The organism is Novosphingobium sp. PASSN1, from assembly GCF_002278815.1.
Map to the genome: position 1 here is coordinate 144,359 of NZ_NKIS01000008.1, position 16,022 is coordinate 160,380.

The 16,022-nt window shown below is 65.7% G+C and carries 9 protein-coding genes; 6 read left to right on the forward strand and 3 right to left on the reverse strand.

All coding sequences use genetic code 11. The features are described from left to right. Positions 1-33 precede the first annotated feature (33 nt). Together CFE35_RS14535 and CFE35_RS14540 are read right to left on the reverse strand one after the other, a co-directional pair. Positions 34-1,935 carry a CocE/NonD family hydrolase gene (locus CFE35_RS14535; RefSeq protein WP_292931515.1) on the reverse strand — a complete coding sequence of 634 codons (1,902 nt, stop codon included), beginning with the start codon at positions 1,933-1,935 and terminating at the stop codon, positions 34-36. 62 nt (positions 1,936-1,997) lie between these two features. Further along, positions 1,998-4,679, reverse strand: coding sequence for a calcium-binding protein (locus CFE35_RS14540; protein ID WP_292931516.1), 2,682 nt, complete (start codon positions 4,677-4,679; stop codon positions 1,998-2,000). A 167-nt stretch (positions 4,680-4,846) separates the two neighbouring features. On the opposite strand from CFE35_RS14540, the gene CFE35_RS14545 reads away from it, so the two are divergent. From CFE35_RS14545 to purQ, 4 genes are all read left to right on the forward strand, one after another. After that, positions 4,847-7,702, forward strand: coding sequence for a M16 family metallopeptidase (locus CFE35_RS14545; protein ID WP_292931517.1), 2,856 nt, complete (start codon positions 4,847-4,849; stop codon positions 7,700-7,702). Between the two features lie 269 nt (positions 7,703-7,971). Next, complete coding sequence (locus tag CFE35_RS14550; RefSeq protein ID WP_292931519.1) at positions 7,972-10,365, forward strand: calcium-binding protein; 2,394 nt, start codon at positions 7,972-7,974, stop codon at positions 10,363-10,365. 248 nt (positions 10,366-10,613) lie between these two features. After that, on the forward strand, positions 10,614-10,847 hold the full coding sequence (gene purS, locus CFE35_RS14555; protein WP_292931521.1) for a phosphoribosylformylglycinamidine synthase subunit PurS: 234 nt from the start codon (positions 10,614-10,616) through the stop codon (positions 10,845-10,847). Positions 10,848-10,849: 2 nt separating this feature from the next. Next, on the forward strand, positions 10,850-11,530 hold the full coding sequence (gene purQ, locus CFE35_RS14560) for a phosphoribosylformylglycinamidine synthase subunit PurQ (protein ID WP_292931523.1): 681 nt from the start codon (positions 10,850-10,852) through the stop codon (positions 11,528-11,530). 146 nt (positions 11,531-11,676) lie between these two features. Here the strand turns inward: purQ and CFE35_RS14565 are convergent, their stop codons facing one another. After that, positions 11,677-14,013, reverse strand: coding sequence for an EAL domain-containing protein (locus tag CFE35_RS14565; protein ID WP_292931525.1), 2,337 nt, complete (start codon positions 14,011-14,013; stop codon positions 11,677-11,679). A 264-nt stretch (positions 14,014-14,277) separates the two neighbouring features. Here CFE35_RS14565 and CFE35_RS14570 point away from each other — a divergent pair, with 264 nt between their 5' ends. Both CFE35_RS14570 and CFE35_RS14575 read left to right on the forward strand, forming a co-directional pair. Beyond that, positions 14,278-15,177 carry a homocysteine S-methyltransferase family protein gene (locus CFE35_RS14570; RefSeq protein WP_292931527.1) on the forward strand — a complete coding sequence of 300 codons (900 nt, stop codon included), beginning with the start codon at positions 14,278-14,280 and terminating at the stop codon, positions 15,175-15,177. After that, on the forward strand, positions 15,170-16,018 hold the full coding sequence (locus CFE35_RS14575; protein WP_292931529.1) for an RMD1 family protein: 849 nt from the start codon (positions 15,170-15,172) through the stop codon (positions 16,016-16,018). The genes CFE35_RS14570 and CFE35_RS14575 overlap by 8 nt, the downstream gene beginning before the upstream one ends. Positions 16,019-16,022: the final 4 nt, after the last annotated feature.

The following is a 16,022-nucleotide window of genomic DNA, read 5'->3' on the forward strand; positions in this document are numbered from 1 at the left end:
TACGGTGACAGGTGCAACAACCCCCAATCCCCCTCACTCCACCACCGGCAGCGCAATATAGCTCCCCTCCGCGCCCCCCACGCTCACCTTCTGCACCGCCTTCACATAATCCCCCGGCTTGGCATCGATGATCGAGGGCACGAACGTCTGCGGGTTGCGGTCATAGAGCGGGAACCAGCTGGATTGCACTTGCACCATGATCCGGTGCCCCGGCAAAAACACGTGGTTCGCCTGCGGCAGTTCAAACACATAGCCCAGCGCCGCCCCGGCCTTCAGCGGCCGCGCTTCGGCCAGCGTTTCGCGGAAGCGGCCGCGAAAGATGTCCATGCCCACGGCCAACTGGTATCCGCCCATCGCCTGATCGCCGGGCACGGCATCGGGGTAGACGTCGATCAGCTTCACCACCCAGTCGCTGTCGGTCCCGCTGGTCGATGCCGTCAGGTGCACCACCGGCGCGCCTGCGATGGTCACCGCCTCCGTCAGCACCGGGCCGGTGAAGCTCAGCACATCGGGCCGCCCTGAAACCGGGCGCTGATCGCCCACCAGCCATGTCGGCCAGGGGTTTCCGTCATACCCCTCCTGTTGGTTGGGGCGCGGATAGTAGGTCACCGGCTTGGCCGGATCTGAGACATAGTCCACCGTTCCCGCCTCGGCTGAAGGGGCGAACCCCAGCCCCTCGCCCGGCAGCAGATAGAGCTTCTTTTCCGCGCGCGATGCTGGCCAGCCCGCCAGCTTCTGCCATTCGTTCGTCCCGCTGCGGAAGGCGCTCACCACCGGCACGTCCATCGGCTTGTCATACAGATAGTGCGCAAGGAACGGCGCGAGGACGTTCGTGCGCCACCATTTGCCGGTATCGCCATCCCACTTCAGCGCGCCCAGCGTATCGGCCCGCTCGATCGCCTGCCCGTGATACCACGGCCCGATCGACATATAGAGGTTGCCCGCCTTGTCCTGCGGCTTCAGCGCCTTCCACACCGCGGGCGCGCCATAGATATCTTCCTGATCCCACAGCGAATGGACCAGCAGCGTCGGCACCGTGAGCGGGGCCTTGGCCAGCACTTTGTCCATCGCCTGTTCCTGCCAGAAGCTGTCCCACGCCTGATGCGCCTTCAGCTTCTGCCAGAACCCGATCTGGTCCAATCCCTGCGCCGTGGCCAGCGCGCCTGCCGAGCCATACTTCATGTAGTGCGTATAGGCGTCCGCCTCCGCCACTTCATACTTGCTGGCGTTGCCCCGCGTCGCCACCTGCTCCCAGATGTAGCTGATGCCGATCTGGCGGAACGCGCCGTTGTGAAACCAGTCGTCCCCGCGCCAGCCATCGACCATCGGGTTCATCGGCACCGAAACCTTGAGCGCGGGATGCGGGTTCACCAGCGCGGCCAGCGCGGTGAAGCCATCATAGCTGATGCCGATGATCCCCACCCGCCCATTGCTTTCGGGCACGTGCTTCACCAGCCAGTCGATGGTGTCATACGTGTCGGTCGCGTGGTCGGTCTTCGTGGGATTGAGCGAGGTGCCGACGAAGGGCCGGTTCATCACATACGTGCCTTCGGAGCCATGCTTGCCCCGCACATCCTGCACCACGCGGATATAACCGCCGCCGATCACCACATCGGGCGCGCTGTCATATCCATCGAGCGCCACTGCCATCTTGGGCGAGCCATGCAGGCTGGTCATGTCCTCAGCGTCATAAGGCGTGCGCGTCAGCAGCATTGCAGCACCCTTCGCGCCCTTGGGCACCATGATCACGGTGTGCAGCTTCACCCCGTCACGCATCGGAATATCCACCGCGCGCCGGTCATAATCGCGCTCCGCAACCGATTGCGTGATGGTTGCTGGCCGCTCGTCATAGACCGGCCCTTTGGCGGGGGCGGCCCAGCCGGTCCCGGCACTCGCCAGCAGAAGCCCCGCCATCATCGCCGTGCGCAGTGTCATGCTCATTCCCCCCTCAAACCGAGAAGGGGGGAGCTTAACACCGAGCCACTTGCTGCCAACCGCTAAAGCAGCAGCTCGGCTTGCGCCGCGCTGGTCTGCGACTGGAACGCGCCGGTATCTATGAGCTGGATATCACTGGCGGCAAGGTTGGTACCGGGTGTGAACATGGCCAGCAGCACCTGCCCCTGTGGCCCATTGCCGTCATAGTCGACATAGAGCCGCCCGCTGGAACGATCATAAACGGCGAGGTCATCCTGATCCTGCGCATAAGTGCCATTGCGGAAGCCCCCCGCCAGCAGCAGGCCAGAAAGGTAGGGATTGATCACCAGCAGCTTGTCCGTGCCGGAAACGAAATCGGTGATCGTGTCGATGCCTTCATAAGGATCGGTGCCAATCGCGAAAGTATCCACGCCGGTTCCGCCGGTCAGCCGGTCTGCCCCTTCGCCGCCATAGAGCAGATCGGCGCCATTGCCGCCGTTCAGCACATCGCGCCCGATCTCACCGAACAAGGTATCCGCGCCATCGCTACCGGAAAGCGTGTCTGACCCAAGGCCACCGCCAATCAGGTCGTCACCCGCCGTGCCGATCATGCCGTTGATCCCGGCATTGCCGATGATCACTGCTCCCTTGCGCAGCGCGGCCAGATCGAGATCGATCGCCGCCGTGCCGCTGCGATCAGACACCGCGTCCGTGCCTGTTCCGATCACCACGCGCTCCAGCCCGGCTTCCCCGGCGTAGGCGGTAAAGCGTCCGGCCGCCGTCGTGGCGATGCGCAGTTCGTCGCGCCCGCCCGAACCACTGTCAGTGATCTCGGCGGTCGTGTGGTCGGCGAAGCGGGTCACCAGATAGATATCGTCGCCCGATCCGCCGTCGAGTCGATCGGCACCTGCCCTCCCATCAAGTTCATCCTTGCCGTCATATCCCATGAGTACGTTCGCACCGGCATTGCCGACAAGCCGGTTGGCTCCCGCATTGCCCGTGCCGTCTGCCGCCGCGCTGCCGGTCAGTTCCAGATTCTCGACATTGCCTGCCAGCTTCCACGTGATCGCAGTACGCACGGTATCGCTGCCGCCGTCCGCCGCCTCGATGATCTGGTCGAGCGCATCAGTGATCACATAAGTATCATCGCCTGCACCGCCATCGAGCCGGTCCGTCCCGGCCCCGCCGTCCAGCGTGTCGTTCCCGCCGCCGCCATCGAGCAGGTCGTCCCCGGCCATGCCTTTCAGCAGGTTGGCCAAGCGGTTGCCGGTGATCTTGTCGCCAAACCCCGATCCCAGCACTTCCTCAACCTTGGAGAGCTGTGAGACGCCCCTTATGATGCCGGGCTCCTGCCAGTACGGATCAGGATAGTCGAAATCCTCGGGCCGGTCATACAACAATACGGTCACTTTGGCGGCGGCCTTGGTGAAGTCAGCCTTGTCATAGCCGGCGCCGCCATTGAATATGCCGCCGCTCTTCGTGCCCAGCAGCCGGTCGTTACCGTCGCCACCGTCGATTGTGATCGCCGACCCGTTGCTCCTGATTACATCGTTGCCGCCCAGCAGATCGAGCGTTTCCGGCAGGCGGGTGCCCGCTGCCCGCACGGAATCGGCAAAGTTGGTCGTGCCAACGTACTCGATGACTTCGATGCCGGTGATCTTGCCGCCGCCAAACGCGTTGCCGTCCGCGGCGATCAGATTGGCGAGCGCAAGCGTGATGCCCTGGCCGGCCCCAGCCAGCGTCAGCCGCAGCCGGTCCGTCCCCGCGCCGCCCTCCACCGTGTCGCCAATGCCGGCTGCGATCAGGTCGTTGCCCGCCCCCGCATCCACCGTGTCGCGATGGGCGGCATAGTCGTCGTAGAACCCGGTGAAGACATTGCCGGGCAGCGGATCGGGCAGGATATCAGTCGAGAGCATGTCCTCGCCGCCATTGCCGATCAGCTTGTCCGCACCGGCCCCGCCAAAGGCCGTGAGCGGAAAGTTGTCGGCCACGGAAATCGTGTCGTTGCCCTCGTCGCCGAGCATCACCCCGCGCCCGCTCGTCTCGTGGGCAATGATCTTGTCGTTGCCGGTACCGCCGTAGGTCGGTCCCGTGGCCTCGATGTGATCGTCGCCGGCATCGCCGTAGGCGGTTGCCCCGTTGGACCCGACCGCGTTGATGGTGTCATTGCCGGCACCGCCGCGCAGCACCGGGCCATAGCTCCCCGCGCCGAGTTCGATGAGGTCGGCGCCGTCCCCGCCGTCGAGCAGAACGGTATAATATCCGCCGATCAGGTGGTCGTTTCCGCCCATGCCATAGACGTCGCCGAAACCCAGATCGCCCGCAGTGATCGTGTCGCCGAAGGCGCTGCCGGAGACCCACGTCAGGTCCGTGATGTTCTTGATCGTCCCTCCGCCGATCGTCACCGTCGCGGCGGTAAAATCGGCAACGACACCGCTGCTCGCCCCCATCAGGTTCAGCGAAAGCGAGTTCCGCTCGTAGCGATCAAACTTGCCGCCATCGACGCTGTCGCCATAGCCGGCAAAGAAATGGTCGTCGCCAGCCCCGCCGATCAGGGCATCCTTCTCGGCGCCGGTATCGACCGAATTCACATCGGCATAGCCGAAAGGCCCCGAATCGAACTGCCGCTGCCGACCGGCGGACGCGATGTAATCGTTCCCGTCACCGCCGTTCAGGATATCCGCGCCCGCCTCGCCGCTGATCGTGTCGGCTTCGGCCGTACCGGTGTACCTGTTGTTGCCCGCCGTGCCGATGTAGTCCGCCATCTCGTCTCCTGCGGCCGGTGCCGCCTTCCCGGCCCTCGCCCACGGCGTTTGTGGAGCGCGACCTGCCCACTGACAAGGCTTCAAAACAGCCATTCCTGTTACAAGTCCGGCACAGCGCAAGACCCCGTCATTGCGCATTCAGCCGCGAGCCGCCAGAATCCCGCGCGATGATCCCGCGTCCCTTCGCCCGCCTCTTCGCGCTCCTGTTTCTCGCGCTCACAGCCCCGCTCGCCCCGGCGCCCGCCGCCGCCAAACCTGTCTGGGCATTCGAGCGGAGCGACCTTACCCCCGATCCCGCCTTTCGCTTCGGCCGCCTGCCCAACGGGATGCGCTACATCATCCGGCACAACGCCACACCCAAGGGCACCGCCGAAGTGCGGATGCAGATCGATACCGGCTCGCTCGATGAACGCGACGACGAGCGCGGGTTTGCCCATTTCGTCGAGCACATGGCCTTCAACGGCAGCGCCCGCGTGCCCGAAGGCGAGATGATCAAGCTCCTCGAACGCGCCGGCCTCGCCTTCGGGGCCGATACCAACGCGCAGACCAGCTTCGAGCAGACGCTCTATATGCTTAGCCTGCCCCGCGCCGATGCCGCGCTGGTCGATACCGCGCTGATGCTGATGCGCGAAACGGCGAGCGAACTGACCTTCGATCCCGCCGCGGTGGAGCGCGAACGCGGCGTCGTCCTCTCCGAACTGCGCGACGGGCAGGGCTATGTCCTCGATAACGCGAAGGACCAGATGGCCTTCCTTTATCCCCGCGCGCACTATCCGGACCGCCTCCCCATCGGCACTGCCGCCGCGCTCAAGGGCGCCGCCGCCGCTGCGCTCAGGGCGTTCTGGGCGCGCGAATATGTGCCCGCGAAAACCACGCTGATCCTTGTCGGTGATGTGGATGCCGCCGCTGCCGAAGCCGCGATCCGCGCCCGCTTCGCCGATTGGCCCGCCCGCGCGCCCGCGAAGCGCCCCGCGCAAGGCCGCGTCCTGCCCGATCAGCAGGGCGAGGCGCGCATCCATCTCGATCCCGCGCTGTCCGAACGCGTCACCGTCTCGCGCCACGCCCCCTGGCGCCGCGAGCGCGACACCGCCGACCAGCGCCGCACCGCCATGCTGCGCCAGATCGGCTACGGCGTGATCAACCGCCGCCTCCTGCGCCTCAGCCGCATCGTCAATCCGCCGTTCCGGGGCGCGGGGCTGGGCACCAGCGCGGTGTTCGAAATCGGGCGCACAACCAACCTCGTCGTCGATACGGCGGACAAGGGCTGGCGCGCGGGCCTGTTCGCCGCCGCGCAGCTTTATCGCGAGGCGCTGGCCCACGGCTTCACCGATGCCGAAGTGGCCGAACAAGTCGCAGGCGCGCGGGCAGGCATCGAAAACGCCGCCGCTTCCGCCGATACCCGCAGCAACGATGCGCTCGTCAATGCCGCGCTCGTGCTGCTGCGCGATGAAAAAGTGCCGACCACCCCGGCCTCGGTGCTCGAACGCTTCAACCGCAACGCCCCCGGCTTCACCCCTGCCGCCGTGCTCGCCGCCCTGCGCGCCGATCTCGCGGCGCTCGACAATCCGCTGATCCGCTTTCAGGGCCGCACGGCCCCGGCGCACGGCGCGCAAACCGGTGAGGCCGCCCTGCGCACCGCGTGGGACGAGGCCATGCGCGCGCCCTTGCGCATCCGTGTCCGCCCGCCCTCCGGCACCTTCGCCTACACCGATTTCGGCCCGCCGGGCACCATCGCCGCCGATACCACGCGCGATGATCTCGGCCTGCGCCAGATCCGCTTTGCCAACGGCGTACGCCTCAATCTGAAGCGCACCGATCTGGAAAAGGACCGCGTGCTCGTGCGCCTCCTCGTCGATGGCGGCGAACTGATCGATACCCGGGACAATCCCCTCGCCACTGAAATGACGCAGATGATCCCCACCGGCGGCCTTGCCAAGCACAGCCAGGACGATCTGCAAAGCCTGCTCGCCGGGCGCTCCGTCGGCGCCAGCATTGCCGCCTCGGGCGATGTCTTCGCGCTCGGTGCGGGCACCACGCGCCGCGATCTGGAACTCCAGCTCCAGCTCCTCGCCGCCACGATCACCGATCCCGGCTGGCGGCCTTCCGCCGATGTCATCTACCACCAGTCGATGACCAACTTCTTCGCGCGGCGCGATGCCACGCCCGCTGCCGCAATGGCCAATACGCTCCCCGGCGTGCTGTCCGGCGGCGATCCGCGCTTCACCATCCAGCCGCCCGAAGCCTACCAGCGCCTCACCATGGCCGCGCTGAAAGGGGCCATTGCGGACCGGCTCGCCAAAGGGGCGATCGAACTCACCCTCGTTGGCGATTTCGATCCCGACGCCGCGATTGCCATGGCCGCGCGCACGTTCGGCGCGCTCCCCCCGCGCGAAGCGGAGTTCCAGCCGCGCGAGGAAGCCCGCCAGCGCAGCTTTACACCATCGCGCGGCCTCACCGTGATCCGCCACAAGGGCGAGCCCAACCAGGCCATCGTGCGCTATGTCTGGCCGACCACCGATGATCGCGATGCCGTGGCCGCCACCGGCCTCGAACTCCTGCAGGAAGTGACTGAGATCGCCGTGCTCGATACGGTTCGCGAGGCGCTCGGCAAGGCCTATTCCCCCGGCGCGGCGTCCTCGCTCAGCCGGGTGTGGCGCGGCTGGGGCACGTTCACCATCACCGCCTCGGTCGATCTGGCCGATGTTGCCGCCACGCGCGCCGCCATTGTTGGCACGGTCGCCGGTCTTGCCGCCGCCCCCACCGATCCCGATGTGCTCGAACGCGCCCGCGCGCCCATGCGCGAACGCCTTGCCAACCTGCTCAAGACCAACGCGGGTTGGCTCGCACTCACCGAACGCGCCGGATCGCAGCCGGATCGCATCGCGCGCTTCCAGCAGGCCCGCGCCCGCCTCGATGCGCTCTCCGGTGCCGATCTTCAGGCGCTTGCCCAGCGCTATCTCGCCCCCGATCAGGCGGTCATCGCGCTCGTGCTGCCCGAAGGCGCGGCGGCGCCGGACAAATAGCCGAGCCCCTCCCCCAGCCAAACTAGAACCATATCGGTGTGCAACCCGATTGCACCGCACCGCCGCATGAACCAAACCCTGCGGGCCGGTTCGCATCGGGAAGGGCCTTCCGGGGCAAGACCTCGGGGGGAAACACCGCAGAAAGCCTGTCACTCAGGCCCAGTGGCTCTCACCGCCGCCCTTGTCGCCGCCATCCGTTCGCGGTCGGCTGCGCCCAGGGGACGCCCCGGTTCACCCGGCACATGGACCTTGGACCGAAGGAACCCTGCATGCCCACGCGTATAGCCATTGATACCAGAACCCTGAACGATGCCTTCCCGCTGGGCACCGGCGTGAACTTCCTCCAGCCGCTGGGGGTCACGGTCGTCTCGATCAATGGCAACGCCGTCATCGGCACTGGGGAGCATCGCTTTGCCGTCGTCGGCTCGCTGCTGGCGGGCAAAGCGGGCATCCGCATCGATAGCGGCGTCAACTCACGCGTCACCGTGGCGGAAACCGGCAATATCATCGGCGATCTTGCCGGGGTGCAGCTATTTGATTCCACCCGCTCCGTCGTCGTCAATTCAGGCACGATCAGCAGCCTTTCGGGCAGCGCCGTGCAACTCGATCGAGCCGCCGCCGCGCTTTCCGGCGATCCTGATGCGCGCTTCGTCCTGCGCAACTTCGGCACGATCACGGGTGAAACTGGGGTCACCACCGGCACCGGGCTTGCCACCATCACCAACGAAGGCCTGATCGCCACCACTGACGATGTGGCTATCCGCACCGGCAATCTGGTCGATAGCCTGCTCAATCTCGGCCGCATCCGGGGCGATATCGCACTTGGCGGCGGGGATGATGTGCTGACCAACGAAGGCTCCATCTTCGGCAATGTCGCGCTCGGCGAAGACCAGAACACGCTGACCAACACCGGTACGGTTCGCGGCACCGTTCAAGGCGGCACGGATAACGACACGGTCGACAACGATGGCCGCATCACCGCCATCGCGCTGGGTGAAGGCGTCAACACGCTCACCAACACCGGCAGCATCGTCGGCACGGTTTCGGGCGGCAGCAACCTTGATCGGATCGAGAACAACGGCGGCCGCATCGGCGCGCTCAACCTCGGCGATGGCAACAACAGCGTGCTCAACCTCGGCGGCCGCATCGGCAGCATCGAACTGGGCAATGGCAACAACACGATCATCAATCGCGGCCAGATCGATACCACGGTCGTCACCGGCGATGGCGGCGATGTGTTCGACAATTCCGGTGCCACCGGCACCAATGCGCTCAGCGTGCTGCTCAGCGGCGGGGCGGATTTCTTCACCCCCGGTGCCGTGATCGAGACGGTCAATGGCGGGGACGGGATCGACACGCTCGATTTCAGCAAAACGGACGGGATCACGGTTGCGCTCGATGGCCGCCTTGCGAACACCGGCGTTGCCAAGGGGGATGTCTACAGCGGGTTCGAACGAGTCATCGGTTCATTGACGGGTGCCAACGTCATCCGCAGCAGCGCGTTCGACAGCACACTGATCGGCGGCGCTGCTGCCGATATCCTCGTGGGAGATATCGGCTCTGATACGCTGAACGGCCTTGGCGGCGATGACATCCTCGACGGCGGTCAGGGCAATGACTTCATCGACGGAGGGACCGGCAATGACCGCCTATCGGGCGGCACCAACCGCGACACCATTCGCGGCGGCGATGGTGCGGATACGATCCGGGGCGACAGCGAAGACGACAGTCTCAGCGGTAGCGCGGGGGATGACGATATTGACGGCGGTTCCAACAACGACACGATCAATGGCGACGAGGGCAACGACCGCCTGATCGGCGGACAAGGCACCGACACCATAAGCGGCGGCCTCGGCGATGATAACATCGATGGCGGGACCGAAAACGATATCCTTTCGGGCGGCGATGGCATCGACAATGTCGCCGGAGGAGATGGCAACGATACGCTGAACGGAGATGCCGGTAACGACAACGTCATCGGCGGCCTTGGCGCGGATACCGTGAATGGCGGTGCCGGCAATGACACGCTGTTCACAAACGGAACCGCAGCAGCCGAAACTGCCGCCGTAGCCAACACCGCGAACGGCGGCGATGGCAACGACGAACTGTTCGGCGCTGAAGGCACCGACACGCTGAACGGCGATGCCGGAGACGACACCCTCAACGGCTCCGCCGGCGATGATACGGTCAATGGCGGCGCCGGTGCCGACAGCATGTCCGGCGGCCTTGGCAACGATACGGTCAATGGCGGCGATGGTGCCGACAATCTGATCGGCGCCGATGGCAATGACACGCTGATAGGCGGAGCTGGTGTGGACCGGCTGTTCGGCGGACGGGGCGACGACGCGATGACCGGTGGGACAGACGCTGATATCTTCCGCTTCGACGTGCTCGAATTCAAGGATCAGATCACCGATTTCAGCCGCGCGCAGGCTGACAAGATCGACCTCTCGGCGATTGACGCAAACACCGCGGTCAGCGGCAATCAAGCCTTCACATCGATCGGCTTCGGGGCCTTCACCGGTGCGGCAGGTCAACTGCGCATCAGCACGGTTTCCGGCACCACGGCCATCCGCGGCGATGTGGACGGCGATGGACAGGCCGATTTCACGATCAGCCTCACCAATGGCGCTTCGCTCATCGCATCGGACTTCGTGCTCTGATCCTGTCCTGATTCTCCGATCCTGTCCTACAGGTATGGTTTCTGACAAAGGGAGCGGATGCAGCGCCATCCGCCCCCTTTGCTGTTTCTGCCAGCGCACCCCGGTTCTCCGCCAAATTCCAGAGCCGGGCGTTTTCCCTCAGGACCGTGTCAACCGTGTCAATTTGCGCCCAAACTTGCCTCACGCGCCGCATCGGGGCATAGGCGCAGCCGAGTCTCCCAGCCCCTCCTGAAAAAGGCCCGCTGCCCATGAAAATTCGCGTTCACGTCAGCCTCAAGAACGGCGTGCTCGATCCGCAGGGCCGCGCCATCCATCACGCGCTCGAAGGCCTCGGTTTCGCAGGCGTCAACGATGTGCGCGCTGGCCGCCTGATCGAAATGGACGTGGCCGACAGCACGACCGACGCCGCGCTGGACGAGATGTGCCGCAAGCTTCTCGCCAATCAGGTGATCGAAAACTTCCGCATCGAAAAGGTCGCCTGACCATGGCCTTCACCGCAGCTGTCATCACCTTCCCCGGCTCCAACTGTGACCGCGACATGGCGGTGGCGATCGGTGAAATCACCGGCGGCACCGTCCACCGCGTGTGGCACGGCGATGCGCAGCTGCCTGAAGGGCTCGATTTCATCGCCCTGCCCGGCGGCTTTTCCTATGGCGATTATCTGCGCTCTGGCGCGATGGCCGCGCGTTCGCCGGTGATGCAGTCGGTGATTGCCGCTGCCCATCGCGGCGTGGCCGTGCTGGGCGTGTGCAACGGCTTTCAGGTTCTCACCGAAGCGGGCCTCCTCCCGGGTGCGCTGATGCGCAATGCCGGCATCCGCTTCGTCTGCCGCGATGTGCCGCTGGTGGTCGAAAACAACCAGTCGCTGTTCACCGCGCGCTACGCCGCCGGGCAGCGCATCACGATCCCGGTCGCGCACCATGATGGCAACTATTTCGCCGATGCCGAAACGCTGGACCGCCTCGAAGGCGAAGGCCGCATCGCCTTCCGCTATGGCGAACCGGTCAACGGCTCGCAGCGCAATATCGCGGGCGTGCTGAATGCAGCCGGAAACGTGCTGGGCATGATGCCCCACCCCGAACGCATGATCGAACCCGCCCAAGGCGGCAGCGATGGCCGCGCCTTGTTCGAAAGCGTGCTGGCCGGGCTCAGCGTCGCCGCGTAATCCGATCCGAACCCAAGGGTTCGGATGGCGCGGCACCGGCCCGCTCCCCCGCCCGGCCACCCACAACGTACAATTTCGTTGGGTGGCCGAGCGGGGGAGCGGGCCGGTGCCGCCTCGAAGCGCGCTTTTTCGCGCGCTTCGCAAACTCAAGCCTGAAGGCGGCGCCACTCCAGCGTTTCGAACAGCGCGCCCGCGTCATGCGCGGTCATCGGGCGGCCGAAGTAGTAACCCTGGATCTTCTTGCAGCCAAGCTGGCGGATCTTTTCAAGCTCTTCCACGGTTTCCACGCCTTCAGCGGTGGTCGACATTTCGAGCGCATCGGCCATGGCCACCACCGCGCGCACGATGGCAAGGCTCTCCGGATTGTCGCGCGCTGCGCCCTGCACGAAGCTCCGGTCCACCTTGATCGTCGAAAAGCGCAGCTTGCGCAGATAGCCGAGCGAGGAATACCCCGTACCGAAATCATCCAACGCCACGCCGCAGCCCAGCGACATGATCCGCTCCAGCGTCTGCTGCGCCGCCGTCCCGTCGCGCACGAAGATGCTTTCGGTCACCTCGATCTCCAGCCGGTGCGGCGGCAGGCCGCTCCCGGCCAGCGCGCTCACCACCACTTCGGCGAAGCTGGGATCGAGCAGTTGCTCGCCCGAAACGTTGACCGCCACCTTGATCGGGGCGGGCCAGTTCATCGCCTCGTAGCAGGCCGTGCGCAGCACCCATTCGCCAATCGGCACGATCAGGCGCGTATCTTCGGCCAGCGGGATGAACTTCACCGGGCTCACCGGCCCATGATCCGCCGAATTCCAGCGCAGCAGCGCCTCGAAGCTCACCGGCGCCTCGGTGATGGCATCCACCACCGGCTGGTAGGCCAGCTGAAACTCGCCCCGCTCCAGCGCGTGGCGCAGCGAAAACTCCAGCTTGCGCCGCTCCTCGGCATGGGCATGCAGCGCCGGTTCGTAATCGAAGTGCAGCCCGCCGCCTTCATCCTTGGCGCGGTAGAGCGCCAGATCGGCATTGCGCATCAGCGTCTCGACCGTCGCCCCGTCGCGCGGCCCGATAGCTGAGCCGACGCTTGCCCCCACAAACAGAGTGTGGTGGTCGATCTCATAGGGCTGCGAAAGTGCGGTGATCACCGCATGCGCCACTTCGCGGATCCGCGTCCCGTCGCCCGCATCGCGCACCACGATGGCAAATTCATCTCCGCCCAGCCGCCCGCACAGCTCGTTTTCGCTCATCAGCGATTTCAGCCGACCGGAAACCTTGGCCAGCAACTGATCACCCACCAGATGCCCCAGCGTATCGTTGACCGCCTTGAACCGGTCGAGATCGATCATCATGAAGCCGCAGCGCATCCGCCAGCGATCCGCTTCGCCCATCGCATCGCCCAGCGTCTCGGTCAGCATCAGGCGGTTGGGCAGGCCGGTGAGCGTATCATACCGCGCCAGATAAGCGATCTTGTCGGCGCTTTCGCGCTGCTCGGTCACGTCCGAACCCACGCCGCGAAAGCCGATGAAGGTCGCGTTGTCGTCAAACCGCGGCGAAGCGGACAGCTCCCACCAGCGGTTCTGGCCATGCAGCGTCACCAGCACGAGCAAGTTGGAAAAGCTTTCGCGCCGCTTCAGCCGTTCGGCCAGATCGTGGAGCGACGAATGGAAATGCCCGCTTTCCCAAGCCGAACCAGAAATGAGCTGAATCAACGGCTTGCCATCGATGTCCTCGGGATCCTCGCCCAGCGCAAAGGCAAAGCGCGGAGAAGCGGATCGTACCCGCCGCGTCGCATCGATCTGCCACAGCCAGTCCGCTTCGCCTTCTTCGAATTCGCGCAACAGCAGCGAGACAACCTCGCTCTTTTCCGCCATGCCCGCTTCGGCCACCTTCCCCGCCAGAAACATGCGTCCGGCCTCAAGGCTGCCGACGGCAAGGAAGATCACGAACGGGACCACAGCCGCGGCCGCTGTCATCTGGCCATACCAGAAGAACACCAGGAGGCTGGCCAGCCCGAGAATCGCGTTGAACAGCACTGCTCCGAGCGGCACCGCCGCAAAGGCGAGGGCTGTCCCTCCCATCAGCATCGCCATGACCGTCCAGACGAGCAACCGCTGCTCGGCCGCCGCGAACGGGGAAAACACCGCGATCGGGATGGCCCAGATCAGCCCGGCCGCAACTGTGCGCACCATGTGGCGACGGATCTCATGCCCTGCCATCCGGCGACGATCGGCATCCTCCAGCGTATGTTCGAACCGCGCGCCCCACACCAGCACGGCGCCAAGCAGCCCGACCCATGCGAGGAGAATGGCCAGATGGACCGCCCCGGCCAGCGCCTGCACCACGAGCAGGGCCGCGAGGCCGTGTGCCGCAAGGCGCGGACGCGTCAACCGCGCAAGTCCGGAGTATTGCAGTCCGCGCAGCCGTCCCCAATCGCCTTCCGCCGAATCGCTGAGCCCCAGCACGGCAAGAGCCGGGAGGTCCCGCGGCAAAGCAGGCATGGTTTGATCGGATGCGCGTGTCACCTCGCAAGGCTTAGTGGACAAACCTTGAGCAATGGTAAGCGGTTGGAAATTTCCGGTCCGGAAAAAACCACTTCGGATTTAATTTAAATAACTGATATTTTTAATTTTTTTCTGATATTTCGGTAAATTCCGCAGTAGGTTTTCTCGAAGCGACGCTGCGCTGCGCACCGGCCCCTGCCCATCCGCCGCGCGCCATGCTAGCGCTGCAAAACGCACTAAGAAGAGAGCAGCCGCCAAGCCATGAATGCCCCCCTCCTGATCCTTGATGGCGGCACCGGCCGCGAGCTTGCGCGCAGCGGCGCACCTTTCCGCCAACCGGAATGGTCCGCACTTGCCCTGATCGAAGGGCCCCAGTTCGTGAGCGCCGTCCACCGCGCCTATGTTGCCGCCGGGGCGGATGTGATCACCACCAACTCCTATGCCGTCGTCCCCTTCCATATCGGCGATGAGCGGTTTGCCCGGCACGGCGGCGAACTCGCCGCGCTGGCGGGCCGGCTGGCGCGCGAAGTGGCGGACGAAGCGCCGCGCAAGGTCCATGTTGCCGGTTCGCTCCCCCCGGTCTGCGGCTCCTACCGCCCCGATCTCGTCGATCTGGACCGCGCCCGTCCGGTGCTGGAAACGCTCGTCGCGGCGCTGGCCCCCCATGTCGATCACTGGCTCGCCGAAACGCTATCCTCGCTCGCCGAAGCCCGCCTCGCCGCTTCGCTCACCGCGCCGACCGGCAAGCCGATCTGGCTGTCCTTCACGCTGGAAGACGAGAAGCCCACGCCTGAACCCACCCTCCGCTCGGGCGAAAGCGTGGCCGAGGCCGCCCGCCTCGCCGCTGAAATCGGCGCCGCCGCGCTGCTGTTCAATTGCAGCCAGCCCGAAGTGATGGAAGCCGCCGTCCGCGTGGCCAAGGCCGAACTGGGGCCGGACAGCCCCAGCCGCATCGGCGTCTATGCCAATGCCTTCCCGCCGATGGCCGCCGATGCCGAAGCCAATGCCGGCCTCAGCCCGATCCGCGCAGACCTTACGCCCGAAGGTTACGCCCGCTTCGCCGCGGCCTGGCACCAGGCAGGCGCATCCATCCTCGGTGGCTGCTGCGGCATCGGGCCGGAACATATTGCGGCGCTCCGCGAAAGCGCGGCCCATGCCTGAAACCGGGGGCCGCGCCCAGCCTGCCACCACCAAACCGCCGGGCTGGCCCGACGAAGTGGCCTTGGGCGCACTCCCGCCCGGCGAGCAGCTCATTGTCCACGCCCGCCATCTCGGCACGCGGATCGACACGCGCGGGCTTGCCGCCGATCTGGTGCTGCGCGATCTGGCCAGTGCAGCCGGCCTCACGTTCGCCTTCCGCTACGGCGTCGCGGTCACCTTCTGCACCAGCGCCGAACGCATCCCCGCGCTCGACATGGCCCTCCTTGCCCACGTGCAGGAACCCGCTGAGCAGCAGGATATCGAAACGGCATCGGTGCTGTTTACCGACGGCGGCAAGGAACGCGTCGACGATGATGGCGTGATCCACCTTGCCGACGAGACCGAGCCGCGCCTGCTGCTTGTCGCCACCGTGCTGGCGCATTCGGTCATGCTCTCGCGCGATGAAATGCTCGTCTCCGAAGTGTTCGCTTCGAGCGTGCCTCTGGTCGCGGACTTGCAGGTCAACGGCAAGGCACGGCTCTCGATCCCCGCAGTCATGCGCATGGTCGGCGGCGTGCTGGCCGCGCGCCACCGGGTGATGGGCACGGCGCAAGCGGGCGAGCGACCCGATCTGCTGTGGGACCACCCCGATCTTGACCGGCTCTACACCCGGCTCGAAGCCGAATACGAACTGGGCGAGCGCGCCGAAGTGCTCGAACGCAAGTTTGGCGCGCTCGGCGATTTCACGGACGTGCTGCTCGACATCGCGCAGGACAAGCGTGCCGTCCGGCTCGAAGTCGCTATCATCGCGCTGATTGCAGTCGAACTGCTGCTTTCCATCGGCAAAGTGGTGATGGGGTGAACCC

Bases quoted from the DNA above. Each gene is read 5' to 3' on its own strand.
- CFE35_RS14535 (WP_292931515.1), bottom strand. From the start codon at position 1,935: ATGACACTGCGCACGGCGATGATGGCGGGGCTTCTGCTGGCGAGTGCC.
- CFE35_RS14540 (WP_292931516.1), bottom strand. From the start codon at position 4,679: ATGGCGGACTACATCGGCACGGCGGGCAACAACAGGTACACCGGTACG.
- CFE35_RS14545 (WP_292931517.1), top strand. From the start codon at position 4,847: ATGATCCCGCGTCCCTTCGCCCGCCTCTTCGCGCTCCTGTTTCTCGCG.
- CFE35_RS14550 (WP_292931519.1), top strand. From the start codon at position 7,972: ATGCCCACGCGTATAGCCATTGATACCAGAACCCTGAACGATGCCTTC.
- purS (WP_292931521.1), top strand. From the start codon at position 10,614: ATGAAAATTCGCGTTCACGTCAGCCTCAAGAACGGCGTGCTCGATCCG.
- purQ (WP_292931523.1), top strand. From the start codon at position 10,850: ATGGCCTTCACCGCAGCTGTCATCACCTTCCCCGGCTCCAACTGTGAC.
- CFE35_RS14565 (WP_292931525.1), bottom strand. From the start codon at position 14,013: ATGCCTGCTTTGCCGCGGGACCTCCCGGCTCTTGCCGTGCTGGGGCTC.
- CFE35_RS14570 (WP_292931527.1), top strand. From the start codon at position 14,278: ATGAATGCCCCCCTCCTGATCCTTGATGGCGGCACCGGCCGCGAGCTT.
- CFE35_RS14575 (WP_292931529.1), top strand. From the start codon at position 15,170: ATGCCTGAAACCGGGGGCCGCGCCCAGCCTGCCACCACCAAACCGCCG.